Origin of the sequence: Paraburkholderia sp. BR10936 (genome assembly GCF_040965735.1) — a bacterium.
Taxonomy (GTDB): Bacteria; Pseudomonadota; Gammaproteobacteria; order Burkholderiales; family Burkholderiaceae; genus Paraburkholderia; species Paraburkholderia nodosa_A.
On record NZ_JBFRCM010000009.1, the window covers coordinates 230376 to 248252 of the forward strand.

Below are 17877 nucleotides of genomic sequence, written 5' to 3' on the forward strand. Positions count from 1 at the left end.
GCGCGCGCCGCGTGCGAAAGGCGCCTATTTTACGCGATGTGGATCGCCATGCCTGGAACTGCGTTTCGCGCCGGGGCCAACGCCGCGCTCACTGGGCGCGGATCAGGCCGCAGGCGAGCGCCGGGCCCGTGCCGCGCTGCGGGTACGCGTAGGGGTCGATGGCGTCCCGGTGCACGATCACCGCGCGTTGCAGGACGGAGCGCACGCCGTCGAGCGAGACGTCGGGGGCGACGATAAAGCCCGACGCCACGCCGTTCGAATCCGCATGGATATTGCCGAGGTCGCCTTCCACGCGCGCGCCGGGCTTCAGGCGCTCCGCGGCGGGCGCGAACACGGCGCCGGCGCTCGAGGCGTCGGTGGCGTTGCAGTCGCCGCGCTCGTGCACCTGCAATGCGTGATCGCTGTCGGGCTGCAGGCCCGCGAGGTTGTAGCTCACCTGCACGCCGTCCGAATGTTCGACGAACGAAACCGTGCCGCGCACCTGGCTGCCGACAGTGGGCAGCAACTGTGCGACCGCGCGCTTCTCCTGCTGCCCCATGAAGCTCGTGCAGCCCGCCAGCAGCGCGCAGCCGCAGAGCGTGACGAGGGCGATCATCCTGACGACCTGCGCATTCCCCGCTTGCCTGTCGTGTCCTTTATCCATGCGATCCTCTTGCCGGGCGGCGGCAGCCCCGTTGCTGCCGCCATACCGGACCCGATGAAGCCCACATGATACCGCGCAGGCGGCGCGGCGCGCGCCTATCTGTCCCCATGCGCGGGGCGCCGCACGAGCGCTGCGGCCGCACCGGCGCTCAGGTGTTCTGCACGACGATGGTCGGGAACTTCGAGGTCATGTCGCGGGCGCGCTCGGCGATCTGGATCGCCACGCGCCGCGCGATCGCGCGATAGGTTGCCGCCACCGGCCCCTCGGGTGCGGCCACCACGGTGGGGTTGCCCGAATCGGCCTGCTCGCGAATGGCGATGTCGAGCGGCAGGCTGCCGAGCACTTCCACGCCGTACTCCTTGGCCATGCGCTCGCCGCCGCCCGCGCCGAAAATATGCTCGGCGTGGCCGCAGTTCGAGCAGATATGCACGGCCATGTTCTCGACGATGCCGAGAATCGGAATGCCTACCTTCTCGAACATCTTGAGGCCCTTCTTCGCGTCGAGCAGCGCGATGTCCTGCGGCGTCGTGACGATCACGGCGCCCGTGACGGGCACGCGCTGCGAGAGCGTGAGCTGGATGTCGCCGGTGCCCGGCGGCATGTCGACCACGAGATAGTCGAGCTCGCGCCAGTTGGTCTGACGCAGCAGCTGCTCGAGCGCGGAAGTGGCCATCGGGCCGCGCCAGACCATCGGGTTGTCCTGCTCGATCAGAAAGCCGATCGAGTTGGCCTGCACGCCGTGGCCTTCGAGCGGATTCATCGACTGCCCGTCGGGCGATTCGGGGCGGCCTTCGATGCCGAGCATCATCGGCAGCGAAGGGCCGTAGATGTCCGCGTCGAGCACGCCGACCGAAGCGCCTTCGGCGGCGAGCGCGAGCGCGAGATTCACGGCGGTCGTGCTCTTGCCCACGCCGCCCTTGCCCGAGGCCACGGCGACGATGTTCTTCACGTTGGGCAGCAGCTTCACGCCGCGTTGCACCGTATGCGCGGTAATCTCGCTTCTGACCGCGACGCGGCTCGCCTTCACGCCCGGCACGGCGGCAAGCGCCGCTTCGACCTGCGCGCGCACCGCGTCGAACTGGCTCTTCGCCGGATAGCCGAGCACGATCTCGACGCCGACCGTATCGCCATCGACGGTCACGTTGCGCACGCCCTTGGCCACCGTGTAGGGATGCCCCGTGTTCGCGTCCGTCAAGGCCGCGAGCGCGGCGTCGACCAAAGCCCGATCTATGCTCATTGAAACTCCGTGGGGAGAATGCCGGTCTGCGTTAGCGCCGATCCGAGTGAGGACTGATCGCCTACGCGCCGGAAATCGAAAGAAATTGTTAAGCTGCATTGCGCAAAATTGCCCGAAAGGGCACGCTTCGCGGCAGCATCGATTTTGTATGCCGACCAGGCGGTCTCGAAGCCGCGACCCAGCGGCCTTTCGCCTGGCGGCGCAAACCTCAAGGCGTCATTGTAGTAGCTGCCGCCGCGCACCGTTCGAAGACCCTGTTCGCAAGCGGGGCCGCGAACGCCGCAGGCAGCGTCCGTTCCACTCAAGAAAGGAAAGCAAATGAACACAAGAATCCTGACTCGCCTGTCCGTCTTCGCCATTGCCGGCGCGCTCGTCGCCGGCTGCGCGACGCAGCAGGGCACCAATACGGCTGTCGGCACCGGTGTCGGCGCAGGCACGGGCGCGGCGATCGGCGCCATCTTCGGCGGCGGCAAGGGCGCGGCAATCGGCGCAGGCGCGGGCGCACTGGTCGGCGGCATCACCGGCTACAACTGGCAAAACATCCACAACAAGCTCTCGGGCGCCACCAAGGGCACCGGCACGAAGATCACCGAGCAGCCGGACGGCTCGCTCAAGCTCGACATCCCGAGCAATGTGACGTTCGACACCAGCAGCTACGCGATCAAGCCGTCGTTCGCGCCGGTGCTCGACCAGGTCGCGCAGACCCTCCAGCAGAACCCGGAAGTGGTTGCGCAGGTGGTCGGCCATACGGATAACACGGGCTCCGCCGCGTACAACCAGACGCTGTCGGTCAACCGCGCACAGAGCGTCGTGAACTACCTCGCGTCTCGCGGCATTCAGATGCAGCGCATGGCGGCGGAGGGACGCGGCGATACGCAACCGATCGCCGACAACAACACCGAAGCGGGCCGCGCCGCCAACCGCCGCGTGGAAATGTACCTGCGCGCGACGTCGCAGCATCAGGGCGGCTAAGCTGGCCCAACGCAGTCGCCGGGAACGCAGTGCCGGCGACTGCGCAGAAAAACAGCGACACATTGACGGGGCGGCAGTCATGCGGCCCCGTTTGCATTTGGAGTCGCTCGAACACGCGCTCGGAAACCCTTGCTGGACGGCCCTCGCAAACCTGCTTCGACGCGCTTGCAGAGAATCGAAAAATTTTTCGAACTCTCGGGAAGCCGTGCTGTCTCTCTTTACGGTACGTGTGCGGCAGTGCCGCCGCGTCACCATTCTCCTCTTGTCGTTGTTGCTCCGGGGCCAATCTTGCCCCGGTTTTTTTTTGGCCGCAATTTGTGCGTCGCAGCAACCCCGCGACTTTCGCGGCCCGCACCCCATCCAGGCATTGCGCATACGAGCGTCCACCGGCTCGCCGAACGGCGCTGCGCCTGCCCTGCTAAAATCGCGCTTTCCCCCCGCAACATCGGACTTCCCCTCACTTATGTCAGCACCCGCCACCGACCTCGCAGCAGCCGGCGCGCATGCCAATCAAAGCGGCCGCCGCCAGATTCTCGTTACGTCTGCTCTGCCGTACGCCAACGGTCAGATCCACATCGGCCACCTGGTCGAGTACATCCAGACGGACATCTGGGTTCGCGCGCTGCGAATGCATGGTCACGAGGTTTACTACGTCGGTGCCGACGACACGCACGGCACGCCCGTCATGCTGCGCGCGGAGAAGGAAGGCCTCACGCCGCAGCAGCTGATCGCGCGCGTGTGGCAGGAGCACAAGCGCGACTTCGACAGCTTCGGCGTGTCGTTCGACAATTACTACTCGACGGACTCCGAAGAGAACCGTGTGCTCTCCGAGTCGGTGTATCTGGCGCTCAAGGAAGCGGGTTTCATCGAGACGCGCGACATCGAGCAGGCCTACGACCCGGTCAAGAACATGTTCCTGCCGGACCGCTTCATCAAGGGCGAGTGCCCGAAGTGCGGCGCGAAGGACCAGTACGGCGACAGCTGCGAGGTGTGCGGCTCGACCTACGCGCCCACTGACCTGAAGAATCCGTACTCGGTGGTCTCGGGCGCGACGCCCATCCGCAAGACCTCGACGCACTACTTCTTCCGTCTCTCGGACCCGCGCTGCGAAGACTTCCTGCGCGGCTGGGTGAGCGGCCTCGCGCAACCGGAAGCGACCAACAAGATGCGCGAATGGCTGGGCGAATCGGGCGAATCGAAGCTCGCCGACTGGGACATCTCGCGCGACGCCCCCTACTTCGGCTTCGAGATTCCGGGCGCGCCCGGCAAGTACTTCTACGTGTGGCTCGATGCGCCCGTGGGCTATTACGCGAGCTTCAAGAACCTGTGCGAAAAGCGCGGCCTCGATTTCGAGGCATGGGTGAAGGCCGGCTCGAAGACGGAGCAGTATCACTTCATCGGCAAGGACATCCTGTACTTCCATACGCTGTTCTGGCCGGCGATGCTGCAGTTCTCGGGCCACCGCACGCCGACCAACGTCTTCGCACACGGCTTTTTGACCGTGGACGGCGCGAAGATGTCGAAGTCGCGCGGCACGTTCATCACGGCGGAAAGCTATGTGACCACGGGCCTGAACCCCGAGTGGCTGCGCTACTACTTCGCCGCGAAGCTCAACAGCACGATGGAAGACCTCGACCTGAACCTCGAAGACTTCCAGGCGCGCGTGAACAGCGACCTCGTCGGCAAGTACATCAACATCGCAAGCCGCGCGGCGGGCTTCCTGATCAAGCGCTTCGACGGCCGCGTGCAGGACAGCGCGATGCACCATCCGCTGCTCGAGCAACTGCGCGGCGCGATTGCGCAAATCGCTGCGCACTACGAAGCACGCGAATACAGCCGCGCGCTGCGCCAGACGATGGAACTCGCCGACGCCGTGAATGGCTACGTCGACACGGCCAAGCCGTGGGAACAGGCCAAGGATCCGGCCAACCCGGTGGCGCTGCACGAGACCTGCAGCGTGAGCCTCGAAGCGTTCCGCCTGCTTTCGCTCGCGCTGAAGCCGGTGCTGCCGACGCTCGCGGAAGGCGTCGAGCAGTTCCTCGCGATCGAGCCGCTGACCTGGGCCGATGCCGGCAAGGCGCTTTCGTCGCAACAGCCGATCAACGCGTACAAGCACCTGATGACGCGCGTCGATCCGAAGCAGATCGAAGCGCTGCTTGCCGCCAACCGCGATTCGCTGCAGGCAACCGATGCACCCGCCGCCGCGGCTGCGGATGCGAACAAGAAGTCGAAGGCTGCCAAGGAAGCGAAGAAGCCTGCCGCCGATGAAACGCCGGAAGTCATCTCCATCGACGACTTCGCGAAGATCGACCTGCGCGTGGCGCTGATCGTCGACTGCAATATCGTCGAAGGGTCGGACAAGCTGCTGCAGCTCACGCTCGACGTGGGCGAGGAAAAGACGCGAAACGTGTTCTCGGGTATCCGTTCGGCGTACAAGCCGGAGGACCTCAAGGGCAAGCTCACGGTGATGGTTGCGAACCTCGCGCCGCGCAAGATGAAGTTCGGCATGTCCGAAGGCATGGTGCTCGCGGCTTCCGCCGCCGACGAGAAGGCCGAACCGGGTCTGTACATTCTCGAACCGCATAGCGGCGCAAAGCCGGGCATGCGGGTCAGGTAATACCCACTCGCTGATGTCATACGAAACGCCCCTTGCGAGGGGCGTTTCTTTTTGCATCTGGCTTTTCGAGGCGCTAGCGGCGCAGCCGATCGAAACGCCGCGTATAGAGAATATCGGCGCCGTTGAAGGTGCCGCCGTACACCACGAGCGACCAGTAGCGCGAAAGGTTGATCGTGGCCTTCACCGCGTTCGACGCCGACTGCAGGCCCTGCTCATAGCCGATCACGAGACGCTGATTGATGGCCTTCGCGATCATGACGACCTCGGTGTCGGTCAGACCCACCTCGCTGCGCCCGATCGAAAATTCGTCGAGGCCGATGCTCTGCGCAATGCGCTTGCCTTGCGCGCTGCCGAGCAGGGCGAGCGCCGTCGTCATCGCGCTCTGCTGGCCGAGGTTGTTGCCCTGGTCGGTGCCGTGGCCGAACAGCAGCCAGGAGAGCTTTTCGTTATCGGGCACGTTGGGCTCGGAGACGAGCCGCACCGACGGCGCCTGCACGGTGCCGGTGACCTGCACGCCCGCCTCGACCTGCTGGTTGCGCCGCATGGCGAGAATGTTGATGCCCGGATTGCCCACCGGCCCGTTGAACGTGAAGAAGCCGTTTTCGATATTGAGCTTGGTGCCGAACGCCGTGTACGTGGAGCCTTCGGTCACGCGCACGTTGCCGACCGCGCGCAGCGGGACGTCCGGCGCACTGTTGACCGTAATCGTGCCCGCCAGACCCAGATCCGCGCCCTGCCCGCGGAAGCGGAAGTCGTGGCCGAGATCGATGTCGACGTTTGCACGCGGAGCAAATCGCGGCGCCGGCCTGGTCGACGCCGTTTCTTCGATGGGCGGCCTGCCGCCCACTGTCGTGCCGTCGGGACGCACGATCACGACGTCGTCGCCGAGCGACGGCGCTGGTAACTCGGGCATGTCGAAGAGCGCGTGATCGACGGTGAACTTGCCGTCGATCTGCATGCCGCCCAGATGCCCGCCGTTGGCGATGCTCGCGCTGCCGGAAAGCGACAGCTTGCGGTCGGGCGAAGCGAAAAGCTCGAGCTTGTCGGCGACGATGCTCGCGGTGAGATCGGGCTCGGCGTTGTCGAGCCGCACCTGGCCTTTTGCGCGCAGCGTGCCGCTCGTCGCGCCGTGGAACTCCACCTGCTGGAAGTCGACCAGGTTCTGCGAGAGCGCGATGCGTATCACGCCGTCCTTCAACTCCACGCCCTGGTCGACCACGGTGGCCGAGATGCCGTCGCCGACCAGCGAGCCCGTGAGATTCGGCTTCGCGACCGTGCCGCCGAGCGCAAGCTGCAGCGCGAGATGGCCGTCGAGCAGGTAAGTGGGGCCGAGCATGCCGCCCGTGTTCCGGAGCGAGGGCACGTTCGCCTTGATGGTGCCGCCGATCGGCGCCTCGTCCGCGACGGTGAGGATGCCGTCGCGCGGCATGAGCGTCGTGTAGGCGTCGATGTCGAGCACGCCCACGCGGTTCGCCTGCGCATGCGCCGTGAGCGTGAGGCGGTTGCCGCCGCTGAAGGCCGCGCGCACGTTGAGGTCGCCCACGCCGAGCGAGGCAAAGCCGCGGCCGACCTCGGTCGTAATGTCGCCCGAGCGGCGCTTGATCTGCACGTAGCCGGTGGCCGTCGCGCCGACAGCGAAGTCCCAGTCGCCGTCGAAGATCAGGTCGGTCCTGAGCGTGGACGGTACGCCCGTGAACTGCTGCCGGATTTGCATGATGCGTGCAAGCGACACGTTGGTGAGCGTGCCCGCCGAACGGATGCGGCCATGGTCGAGGTCGAACGATTTCAGGTCGAGCGACGCGCCTTCCCCCGTGATACGCGTCGCGCCGAGCGTGACCTTGCCGGGGCCCGCGCTCACGGTGAGAGGCGACTGCAGCTTCACGCCGGGCACGCCGCGGTTTTCGAGTTGCGTCACCGTGCCGTTCCAGCGCGTGCCCTCGCGCGTGTCCTGGAGGCCCCCGTTGGCCGCCGCCACGAAGTCGATCGGCTGGCCCTGGACCTTGCCCTTCGCGCTCGCGGTGAGCGTGTGCTTCGCGCGCGTGCCGTCGAGGCGCGCGGTGAGCGTCGTGATATCGACGCCCGCCACGGCGATGTCGCTCGCGTCGGTGCTGAAGGCGAGCGCGCCGTTCGCGCCGTCGCGCGCGAGCGCCCGGCCCTCGGCATGGCCGACGCGGTTATCGCCGAACACCACGTGGTCGGCCTTGTAGTCGAGCGAGACGTCGGGATGTGCGAAGGTGCCCGTCACGTCGCCGTTCGCCGCGAGCTGGCCCGCGATGCCAAAGCCGAGCCGGTCGAGCTGTGGCGCATCCACGCGAAAGCGCAAGCGGTCGCCACGCGCGCCGAAGCTGCCTTGCAGATCCACGGTATTGCCCGCGACCGAGAGGTTCGCGCGGCTTGGCAGAATCCGCGAGCCCGCCAGCTGGATGAGGCCCTCGCCCGTGAGCGGCAAGTCGTCGTAGACGCTCGGGCCGAGCTTGAACTCGGCCCGCGTCGTGAAGGTGGGCGCGAGCGTGCCGCTCGCATTGAGCGTGCCGTTCACGCGCGCTTCGATGCGCCGGGCCGCGGGACGCGTGGCGGCTCGCGGCTTCGCCTCGTGCTGGGCCGCCCCGCCCCGCTCGGTCTGCTTGGCGTTCTCCACGCGCTTTTGCTCGGCGGCCTGCTCGCCCGATTGCGCGGGATTGAGCGACGGGTTCAGCGCCGGATTGAGCGCGAGATTGCGTTGCGGGTTGAGCGCGTCGGCGGCGGGTTGGGCTGCAGGCCGCGGCCGGGCGGCTGGCGCTGGAGTTTTCGCGGCCGTGCGCGCCGGTGTTTGCGACGTGAGCGACAGCGGATCGAAATTGGTCAGCACCGCCTTGAGTTGATAGGTCGAACTGGCGTCGTGCTTGAGCGCACCCGACAGGTCGATGCGCCCCGCGCCGGAAGTCAGCCGCACATCGTTGAGCGACAGTCGCGCGGGGTCCTGCGTGATCTTGCCCTGCACGCGCAGCGCCGCCTTGGGGTCGGCGAGATCGAGCGTGACGCTTTGGACGTCGCCATTCAGCCGCACGCCGACCGGCCCCGCGAATTGCGTGGCGCGCACGCTCGACTGGATCGCGTTGAGGTCGAGCCCGGCCACCTTCAGATCGAAACGCCCGTCGCGCCCGCTGATCGTGCCGCCGCCGGTGATCGTCGCGTTCTTCACGAGACGCACGGCAAGCCTCGGGATGCGCTGCGTCTTCGCGTCGAGCACGACGTCGGCGTGGGCGTCGATGAGCGGCAGCAGCTTTTCGTCGATGGCGCCCGGCTTCGCGTTCACGATCGAGACCGCGCCCGCCACCGTGAAGCCCGCCACATTGCTGCGCGCGCGCGCCGCATCGGGCATCGCCCCGCCCGCAGGCGCCGATGCCGGCGCGGGCACGGAAGCCGGCGTCACGCCCGACACCGCAGCCGCGCCCGAAGCCACCGCTGCGAGCGCCGCCGGCACGCCCGCCGCGCCGCCCGGCACCGGCTGCAACTGCGCACGCACCGCGAGGTCGGCGAACGGCGCGCCTGGCGCAAACGCCTGCGGATTGACATGATCGAACGCGAGCGTGACGCGCTGCAGCGGCACGGCAGCGAACGGCGTGGCCTCCACATGCGCGCGGCCGGTGAGCTTCATGCCGCTCGCCTCGACATCGGCCGTGAGCGCCTCGAGCGAGCCGGCGAGGTTTGCGCTCACCTGCACGTCTTCGCCGTTCACCTTGCCGGAGTAGCCCAGGTCGCCCGTGAGCGCGAACGGCCGCACGCCGTCGAGCTTCGCCTCGGCGCTCACTGCGCCAAAGGGCGTGTCGAGATGCTCGATGGCGGCCTCGTGATGGCGGCCGTCGCTGCGGCCGTGGAACTGGAAGTGCGAGAACTCGTTGGTCGAGGTGCCTTCGTGCACCGTGAGCTTGTCCACCTGCAGGTCGCGGATCTCGAGCCCGAGCGGCAGCTGCAGGTTTTCCGGCAGCTTCATGGGCGAGGAAGGCTCGTGCGACGGCACGACGCGCATCTCGATGTCGCCGGCATGCAGGTAGTCCACCACGAAGCGCCACGGTTGCTGGCCGAAGCCCTGCAGCTCCCATTGGCCGCCGATGCGGTCGACCTTGAGCGTGGTGCCGTCCGTGCCGCGCCAGCTCACGTTGGAAAAGCGCACACCGCTCGCGAGCGTGCCGCCTTCGAACCGGCCCGCGAGCTTGCCGTCGAGCAGCCTGACCGCCGCGCGCCACGCGTAGGCCGTGCCGCGCTCGGTGGTCAGCACGCCATAGAGCAAGCCGGCGACGAGCCCGACGAGCAGCACCGGCACGACGATCGCCCAGGCAAGCGCCTTCCAGAGCCGCGGCCCGCGGCGGCGCGGCGGCGCACCGTCGCCGCCCGCGCCGCCGTCGCCGCCATGTCCTCCATGGCCGCCGGCTTCGCTGCGCGCTTCATCTTCCGGGCTGCGGCCAGCTTCTTCCGGCGGCACCGCGAACGTGGCCGGCAGCCATGCCACCGCAGCAAAACGGCGCGCGCTCATGCGGCCCCCTCGCCGTGCGGCGCAGGAGGCGTTGCGAAGCGGAGCAGCGAGCACGTCATCATCAGAAGGCGATCCCGAGTGTCAGATAAGGCCGCACGCTGTGAGTGCGAAACCCATAGGCGAGATCGAGGTTGACCGGCCCGACGGGGCTGCGCCAGCGCGCGCCGATACCCGCGCCCGGATCGAACTGCTTTTCGCCCCAGGTGTCGGTCGCGGTGCCGACGTCGAAGAACGCCGCGCCGCCCCAGTCGTGGCTGAACCAGTGTTGGTACTCGGCCGAGCCGGTGACGAGATACTTGGTCGGCAGGATCGAGCCCGACTGGTCGTTACCGATGCTCTGGAACGAGTAGCCGCGTACCGAGTTCGAGCCGCCCGCACGGAACAGCAGCGACGCGGGGATGCCGCTCGACGGGCCGCCCGTGAACACGCCGCCCAGTTCCGCGCGGAACACCATGATGTCGCTGTGGCCGATCGGCAGGTATTGCTGGCCGCGCATGTAGGCGCGAAAGAAGCTTTGCTCGGCGCCCGCGTTCTTGAGCGCGAGGCCCGCCTCCACGCGGATGATGTTGCCCGAGCGCGGAAAGAGCGGGTCGTCGACGTTGCGGCGGGTCCAGCCCCAGGTCGGCACGAGCGCATAGGCCCGCGAGGACGGCCCCACGTTCTGCGTAAGTCGGTCGTCGTAGAACATCAGCGCGTACGCATAGTCGATGTTCTGCGAGGTGCGCGTGCGCTGCACCCCGACGCGCGCGCTATAGATGTTGGTGTCCGAGACGTCGGTGGTGGTGTAAGACGCGACGAGGCTGTTGGTCCAGGCGCGCGGGCCCGGCGGCATCGAAAGCTGGACCTGACCGAACTTCTGGATCTGGTCGAGCCGCCCCTGTACCTGGAACGGCCACGCCGCCCCGAACGTGTTCAGGTAGGTGTAGGAGCCCTGGACATGCGCGCCGGTATCGGTCGAATAACCCACGCCGCCGCGGAAGTTGTTGTACGGGAACTCGCTCACCTTCACGTGCACGGGCGTCTCGAGCGGCTTTTGCGTGTTCGCGTCGACGTCGATCGCCACGCTCGCGTAGTACGGCGTGTTCTGCACCTGGCGCTGCAGTTCGGCCACGCGCTTCAGGTCGTAGATTTCGCCCGGCGAAAGCGGATTCACGTTGTCGATGATGTAGCCCGGATAGCGCCGCGGCCCCGAAACATCGAGCTTGCCCAGCGTAAAGGTCGGCCCGCTGTCGAACGTTACGGAAAGTTGCGCGTCGTGCCTGAGCGGATCGACCCGCGCCTCCGAAAACGTAATCTTCGCGCCAAGGTAGCGGCGCGCCTGCAGCGCCTTGAGCGAGCCGTTCTTGGCGTCGTCCCAGCCCGACTGCGTAAAGGCGTCGCCTTCGTGCAGCGAGAACGCGAAGCGCGCGGTGTTCTCCTGCGCCGGGTCTTCCGTGAGGACCGGACCGCGAAAGACGAGTTTCACCGACGAAATCGTGGTGCGCGGCCCCGGATCGACGCTCACCCGCACGTGCCGCCTGCCGTCGATCGTGCGCACATCGGTGCGCACGACCGGCGTGAAATAGCCCGCCGTCGAGGCGAGGTCGCGCACCTGTTGCGGCGTCGCGGTCACGAGAAACTCGAACTGGTCCTCGTTCACGTCGGCGCGCGTGGCAAAGCGCGCAATGTCGAGGTGCGCCTCGAGCAGCTTGCGCAGATCGCGCGGGGTGGCCTGGATATCGACGTCGTAGTAGGTGCGCGGGCGCATCCACGGCAGGAAGGTGGTCAGGATGTCGGCCCGGGCGGGCGGTGCCACAGCGGAGCACACGGCGAGGCACACGATCAGGCACGCGGCGAGCCGTGGCCGCGCCGCCCGCGAGGGGCGCCGCCGTGCGCTCAATGCTTCGATCACCCATCCCGCCAAACGCCACCTCCTGCCGTCGTAGAACTGGTTGCCACCGGTTGCACCGCTCGCGCGCAGGGCGGCACGGGAAGCGGCAACGGGCGCAAACGCGTTATTTCACCACATCGGCGCGTCAAAACCCCAGGAGGAGGTGCAAAGCGTGCCACAACGGCGGGCGCGGCCGGACCTATGGCGCGCGCGGGGCGGCCGAGGGGATGGCCAACGCGTTCCGCCCGGGCGGATGTTCCGCGGCGTTGGCTTGCGGTAAAATTGCCGCCGACAGAATTAGCGGCGCGGCGCAATCAGGCGCCCCGCCTTACTGGACGGACGTCAGCCATGTATCAATCGGACATCACGCAGTTCATCAACCAGCTCAAGCAGCAAAAGCCGCAGCTCGAAGAACAGCAACGCAAGGGCCGCGCGCTCCTGTGGGACAAGCAGCCGATCGACCTCGACGAGCGCGAGCGCCAGCAGGCTTCGCGCGTGAAGCAGACGTCTTACGTCTACTACCAGAACTTCTGATGGCCGAGGCCGACGGGGCCGGCGCGCCGCCAGCGGGCGAGCACGCGGCCAGTCACGCGGGCCACGCTGCCGGGCAAACGCCCGGTGAGGCGCTGACCACACCCGCAACCGACTCGACGCCCGACACGGTCGACGGCGTCGCGTTCGCACGCCTTTACGGCGAGCCGCTCTTCAAGCTCCCGCAGGACCTCTACATCCCGCCGGACGCGCTCGAAGTCTTCCTCGAGACCTTCGAAGGTCCGCTCGACCTGCTGCTGTACCTCATCCGCAAGCAGAACTTCAACGTCCTCGACATCCCGATGGCGGAGGTCACGACCCAGTACCTCGGCTATGTCGAGCAACTGCGCAAGACCAACCTCGAACTCGCGGCCGAATATCTGTTGATGGCGGCCATGCTCATCGAGATCAAGTCGCGCATGCTGCTGCCGGTCAAGAAGGCCGACACCGGCGAGGAAGCCGAGGACCCGCGCGCCGAACTCGTGCGCCGCCTGCTCGAATACGAGCAGATGAAGCTCGCCGCCCAGCGCCTGGACCAGTTGCCGCAGCTCGGGCGCGACTTCCTGCGCGCCGAGGTCTACATCGAGCAGAGCATCACGCCGCGCTTCCCCGACGTGGACAGCAACGACCTGCGCGCCGCGTGGGCCGACGTCATCAAGCGCGCGAAGCTCGTCCAGCATCACAAGATCTCGCGCGAGGAGCTCTCGGTGCGCGAGCACATGAGCATCATCCTGCGCCGGCTCCAGGGCGAGCGCTTCATGGAATTTTCCGAGCTGTTCGACACTACGCGCGGCGTGCCCGTCGTGGTCGTGAACTTCATCGCCATGCTGGAGCTGTCGCGCGAATCGCTCATCGAGATCACCCAGCCCGAACCGTTCGCGCCGATTTACGTGCGGCTCGCGTATTTGCCCGCCTGATCCCCGGCCGGGCCTTGCCCGGGTCCGCGCGCAGCGAAGGCAGTAAATAGGACCGCATCGCGCGGGAACCTCCAAAGGGCCGCACAGCGGAACGTCAGGACAAGCCCCTACCCGAGGCGGGTGCGCCGCATTCACAAATCCACTACAATCGCCCGCGCCTGCCCGGTCTCGTCCCATATACGGGGCACCGCGCCACTCGCGCGGACCGGGCGCGCAACGTCCGCTCGCGGCCCTTCGTCCGGGTCTCTGGCTTGCGGCCGTGCAACCCAAGTCTTGCCCCCGCGCGAGGCATAAAGCATCCGACCATGAAAGTCATCAGCTCGATTCAGGAATTGCGCGACCAGTTGCGCGGCCAAAACCGCACGGCGTTCGTGCCGACCATGGGCAACCTGCACGAAGGCCATCTCTCGCTGATGCGCCTCGCACGCCAGCACGGCGACCCGGTCGTGGCGAGTATCTTCGTCAACCGGCTGCAGTTCGGCCCGAACGAGGACTTCGACAAGTATCCGCGCACGCTTCAGGACGACATCGAGAAGCTGCAGAAGGAAAACGTCTACGTGCTGTTCGCGCCCACCGAGCGCGACATGTATCCGCAGCCGCAGGAGTACCGCGTGCGCCCGCCGCACGATCTCGGCGACATTCTGGAAGGCGAGTTCCGCCCCGGTTTCTTCGAAGGCGTGTGCACGGTCGTCATGAAGCTGATGTCGTGCGTGCAGCCGCGCGTGGCCGTGTTCGGCAAGAAGGACTACCAGCAGCTCATGATCGTGCGCGCGATGTGCAACCAGTTCGCGCTGCCGACCGAAGTGATCGCCGCCGAAACCGTGCGCGACACCGACGGCCTCGCGCTCAGCTCGCGCAACCGCTACCTTACGGAAGCCGAGCGCGCCGAGGCGCCGCAACTGGCGGGCGTGCTGCGCGCGATCCGCGAGTCGGTGCTGTCGGGCCGCCGCGACTTCCAGCAGCTCGAACTCGACGCCATGGCGACGCTCGCCGCGCGCGGCTGGAAGCCCGACTACATCGCGATCCGCAAGCGCGCGAACCTGCTGCCGCCCTCACCGGGCGTGGCCGGCGACGCCGAGTCGCCGCTCGTCGTGCTGGCCGCCGCGAAGCTCGGCGCGACGCGCCTGATCGACAACCTCGAAATCTGAGGGCCGCGGGCGGCCGCGCCGTCCCGCTTTCACCCGATCCCCCCAGATTCCGCTTACCCGCGGCGGGCCGCGCGCCCGCTCGCCTGAGGAGACCCTCCATGCAACGCCATATGCTCAAGTCGAAGATCCACCGCGTCGCGGTCACGCACTGCGAGCTGCACTACGAAGGCTCGTGCGCCATCGACGAAAACCTGCTCGAGGCGGCGAACATCGTCGAAAACGAGCGCATCGACATCTGGAACATCAACAATGGCGAGCGCTTCACGACCTACGCGATCAAGGGCGAGCGCGGCAGCGGCATGATCTCGCTGAACGGCTCGGCCGCGCGCCGCGCGCAACTAGGCGACCTCGTGATCATCGCGGCCTTCGCGAACGTGGAAGAGGAAGAGCTCAAGGCCGGCTGGAAACCGGACCTCGTGTTCGTGGACGAGAACAACCGCATCAAGGGCAGCCGCGACCACGTGCCCACGCAGGCCTGGAGCTAAACCGCGGGGCTGGCGGGCGCGGCTCATCGGGCCCGCGCCGCCGCGCTTGCCCGCCTTCTGGCGCGCTTATTTGCCGTCGGCCCAGCCGATGATCGACTGCCACTGGTCGAGGTCCTTCTCGACCCGGCTCTTCGCGACGTCCCACAGCGTGAGGCCGTGCGCGGCGAGCTGCACGTAGTTCTGCGTGTCGCGCAGATAGCCCAGCACCGGTAGTTCGAGGCCCTCGACGAAGCGCTGCAGCTGCTCGGCCGAGCGCGTGCGCGCATCCACCCGCATGCCCACCACGCCCACCTGGATCGCCCCCTTGCGCACGGACTTTTCCTTGGCGAGGCGGTTCAGGAAGTCCTGGGTGGCAAGAATGTCGAACATCGAGGGCTGCAGCGGCACGATCACCTTGTCCGCCAGCTCGATGATCGCCTGGAGCCGGTTGCCGTGCAGGCCGGCGGGCGTGTCGATGACTGCGTGCTCGAGTCCCTTGGGCGGCTTGGCCGGGTTGTCCAGATCGACCTGCCAGCTTTCGATCGCCGGCAGCGTCGCGGGCCGCAGATCGAGCCATGCGTGCGAGGACTGCTGCCGGTCGAGGTCCGCGAGCGCCACCCACTCGCCTTGTGCGGCGAAATAGCCGGCCAGATTGGTGGACAGCGTGCTCTTTCCCACGCCGCCCTTGGGATTCGCCACCACGATTACCGTCATGAATGCTCCCGTCAGGATGGCTGGCGCAAGGCCAGCCGGATTGCCGTGATTTTGCGTGATGCGTGTTTCGATACCTTGCGAGGCGACTTGCGGACGAGCCGGCGCCCCGAATCAACCGTCCGATATTATCGGCAAATTGCGCGCCGCCGAAGCCCCCCACGAGCGCGCACCCGCAATGTTCATATCAAATCAAGGAGACTGAGCGACCATGAGCACGCTACGCCACGACATCACGATCGAATCCCTGCTCGAGAGGCAGCGCGGCCGCCTGCCCGATTTGCTGGGCTTTCGGCCGCTGGTCCTCGAGCAAGGCCTGCTGCACGCCGAACTCGACGTGCGCAGCGACCTGCTCGCCCCCAATGGCTTCCTGCACGCCGCCACGGTGATCGGTCTCGCCGACACGGCCTGCGGCTACGCCTGCCTCGCGCACCTGCCGCCCAACGCGAAAAACTTCACGACCATCGAGATCAAGAGCAATCATCTCGGCACCGCGCGCGAAGGCACGATCTCGGCCGTGGCCAAGGGCGTGCACCTCGGGCGCAGCACCCAGGTCTGGGACGCCACCGTGAGCGGCCCGGACGGCAAGACCATCGCGCTGTTCCGCTGTACGCAGATGGTGCTTTACTGAGCCGGGCAGCCGCGCTTTTAGCTGCGCTGTCAGCGGATTACGCCGAACACCTTCTCCAGATCGAGGCTCGCCGCGAGCGTGTCCGCCAGCCGCTCAAGCGACGCCTCGCGCAACGCCGGATAGTCCACCGCGCGCGCCTGCGCGAGCCCGGCCCAGCGCAAGAGCGCCGCGCACGCTTGCGGCGTGTCGAGGAGGCCGTGCACGTAGGTCGCGAGAATCTGGCCGTCCGCCGAGCGCGCACCATCGGGGCGCGTCGCCCCATCGTCTCCCTCAGCGAGCCACAGCGCGGGCGACGCTAGCGCCCGCCCGCGCGTCTCGCCCATATGAATTTCGTAGCCCGCCACGCGCGCCGGGCCCGCGTCCGCATGCCCGTTAGCGCCTTCCAGCGCGAGCGCGCCCGTCACGTTCTTCAAGGTCTTTTCGCGCGTGAGCACGGTCTCGTAGTCGAGCCAGCCGAAACCCTCGACCGCGCCCGGCTCGCCCTCCACGCCGTGCGGATCGGCAATCGCGCGCCCGAGCATCTGCATGCCGCCGCAAATACCGATCACGCGGCCGCCATAGCGCAGATGCCGCGCGAGCGCCGTCTCCCAGCCCTGGGCGCGCAGCCACGCGAGGTCGTCGCGCACGTTCTTCGAGCCCGGCAGGATCACGAGATCGGCGGCGGGCGGCGCTTCGCCCGTGCGCACATAGGTGAAATCGACCTGCGGATGGGCGCGCAGCGCGTCGAAGTCGGTGTGGTTGCTGATGTGCGGCAGCGCCGGCACCACCACGCGCAGCGTCTCGCCGGCGGCCTGCGCGCCGCTGTGGACCGCGCCGGGCAGCATGTCCTCGGCGTCGAGCGTGAGGCCGTGCAGATACGGCACGACGCCCAGCACCGGCTTGCCCGTCTGCTGCTCGAGCCAGGCGAGGCCCGGTTCCAGCAGCGTGCGGTCGCCGCGAAAACGGTTGATGACGAAACCTTTGACGCGCGCGCGCTCGCTCTGGGAAAGACAGGCCAGCGTGCCGATCAGATGCGCGAATACGCCGCCCCGGTCGATGTCGGCCACGAGCACGACCGGGCAATCGACCGCCTCGGCGAAACCCATGTTGGCGATGTCGTTGGCGCGCAGGTTGACTTCGGCGGGGCTGCCCGCGCCCTCCACGAACACCGTGTCGTAGCGCGCGCGCAGACGCGCGTAGGACGCCAGCACGGCCTCGCGCGCGAGCGGCTTGTAGTCCTGGTACGCGCGCGCGTTGAGATTCATGCGCGCCTTGCCGTGGATGATGACCTGCGAGCCGAGGTCGCTATTGGGCTTGAGCAGCACCGGATTGAGGTCGGTGTGCGCCTCGATGCCGGCGGCGACAGCCTGCAGCGCCTGGGCGCGGCCGATCTCGCCGCCATCCACGGTCACGGCGCTGTTGAGCGCCATGTTCTGCGGTTTGAACGGCGCGACGCGTACACCCGCGCGGCGCGCGAGGCGGCACAGGCCGGCGACGAGCGTGCTCTTGCCGGCATCGGAGGTCGTGCCCTGGATCATCAGCGTGCCGGTGGGTACGCGGGGCATGGCGGGTAGCGTGGCGGTCATGAAGCGCATGGGGGGCAGCGAAGGCGAACGCGCATTATCCCATCGCGCCGCCGCCCGA

The 17877-nt window shown here is 67.5% G+C and carries 13 protein-coding genes; 7 read left to right on the plus strand and 6 right to left on the minus strand.

The genetic code is table 11. The features are described 5' to 3' along the window. Positions 1-88 precede the first annotated feature (88 nt). Positions 89-643: a superoxide dismutase family protein gene (locus tag AB4Y36_RS20475; RefSeq protein WP_324161893.1), complete on the minus strand. Its 555-nt coding sequence runs from the start codon at positions 641-643 to the stop codon at positions 89-91. A gap of 148 nt (positions 644-791) precedes the next feature. After that, a complete protein-coding gene (gene apbC, locus AB4Y36_RS20480; protein WP_069265433.1) occupies positions 792-1880 on the minus strand; it encodes an iron-sulfur cluster carrier protein ApbC in 1089 nt (362 codons plus the stop codon). Positions 1881-2198: 318 nt separating this feature from the next. Between apbC and AB4Y36_RS20485 the strand changes: the two genes are divergently transcribed. Together AB4Y36_RS20485 and metG are read left to right on the plus strand one after the other, a co-directional pair. Then, positions 2199-2852 carry an OmpA family protein gene (locus tag AB4Y36_RS20485; protein WP_069265434.1) on the plus strand — a complete coding sequence of 218 codons (654 nt, stop codon included), beginning with the start codon at positions 2199-2201 and terminating at the stop codon, positions 2850-2852. Between the two features lie 463 nt (positions 2853-3315). Next, positions 3316-5469, plus strand: coding sequence for a methionine--tRNA ligase (gene metG, locus AB4Y36_RS20490; protein WP_342947877.1), 2154 nt, complete (start codon positions 3316-3318; stop codon positions 5467-5469). A gap of 73 nt (positions 5470-5542) precedes the next feature. Here metG and AB4Y36_RS20495 read toward each other — a convergent pair whose 3' ends face one another. Together AB4Y36_RS20495 and AB4Y36_RS20500 are read right to left on the minus strand one after the other, a co-directional pair. After that, entirely contained in the window at positions 5543-9982 is a 4440-nt protein-coding gene (locus AB4Y36_RS20495) for a translocation/assembly module TamB domain-containing protein (protein ID WP_368683940.1), read from the minus strand. A gap of 61 nt (positions 9983-10043) precedes the next feature. Continuing rightward, entirely contained in the window at positions 10044-11729 is a 1686-nt protein-coding gene (locus AB4Y36_RS20500; RefSeq protein WP_368606882.1) for an autotransporter assembly complex family protein, read from the minus strand. Between the two features lie 471 nt (positions 11730-12200). On the opposite strand from AB4Y36_RS20500, the gene AB4Y36_RS20505 reads away from it, so the two are divergent. The 4 genes from AB4Y36_RS20505 (at position 12201) to panD (ending at position 14933) form a co-directional block, all read left to right on the plus strand. Then, positions 12201-12386 carry a DUF3460 family protein gene (locus tag AB4Y36_RS20505; RefSeq protein ID WP_069265440.1) on the plus strand — a complete coding sequence of 62 codons (186 nt, stop codon included), beginning with the start codon at positions 12201-12203 and terminating at the stop codon, positions 12384-12386. After that, complete coding sequence (locus AB4Y36_RS20510; RefSeq protein WP_256094748.1) at positions 12386-13300, plus strand: ScpA family protein; 915 nt, start codon at positions 12386-12388, stop codon at positions 13298-13300. The genes AB4Y36_RS20505 and AB4Y36_RS20510 overlap by 1 nt, the downstream gene beginning before the upstream one ends. Before the next feature lie 305 nt (positions 13301-13605). Then, complete coding sequence (panC, locus tag AB4Y36_RS20515) at positions 13606-14448, plus strand: pantoate--beta-alanine ligase (RefSeq protein WP_342947874.1); 843 nt, start codon at positions 13606-13608, stop codon at positions 14446-14448. 98 nt (positions 14449-14546) lie between these two features. Beyond that, positions 14547-14933: an aspartate 1-decarboxylase gene (gene panD, locus AB4Y36_RS20520; RefSeq protein WP_069265442.1), complete on the plus strand. Its 387-nt coding sequence runs from the start codon at positions 14547-14549 to the stop codon at positions 14931-14933. 66 nt (positions 14934-14999) lie between these two features. On the opposite strand, the gene AB4Y36_RS20525 is transcribed toward panD, so the two are convergent. Continuing rightward, complete coding sequence (locus AB4Y36_RS20525) at positions 15000-15626, minus strand: ParA family protein (RefSeq protein WP_368683941.1); 627 nt, start codon at positions 15624-15626, stop codon at positions 15000-15002. Between the two features lie 208 nt (positions 15627-15834). Between AB4Y36_RS20525 and AB4Y36_RS20530 the strand changes: the two genes are divergently transcribed. Further along, positions 15835-16254: a PaaI family thioesterase gene (locus AB4Y36_RS20530; protein WP_368683942.1), complete on the plus strand. Its 420-nt coding sequence runs from the start codon at positions 15835-15837 to the stop codon at positions 16252-16254. A gap of 29 nt (positions 16255-16283) precedes the next feature. Here the strand turns inward: AB4Y36_RS20530 and AB4Y36_RS20535 are convergent, their stop codons facing one another. After that, the gene (locus tag AB4Y36_RS20535; RefSeq protein ID WP_368683943.1) at positions 16284-17798 is read right to left on the minus strand and encodes a cobyric acid synthase; all 1515 of its coding nucleotides are present in this window, start codon (positions 17796-17798) and stop codon (positions 16284-16286) included. Positions 17799-17877 lie beyond the last annotated feature (79 nt).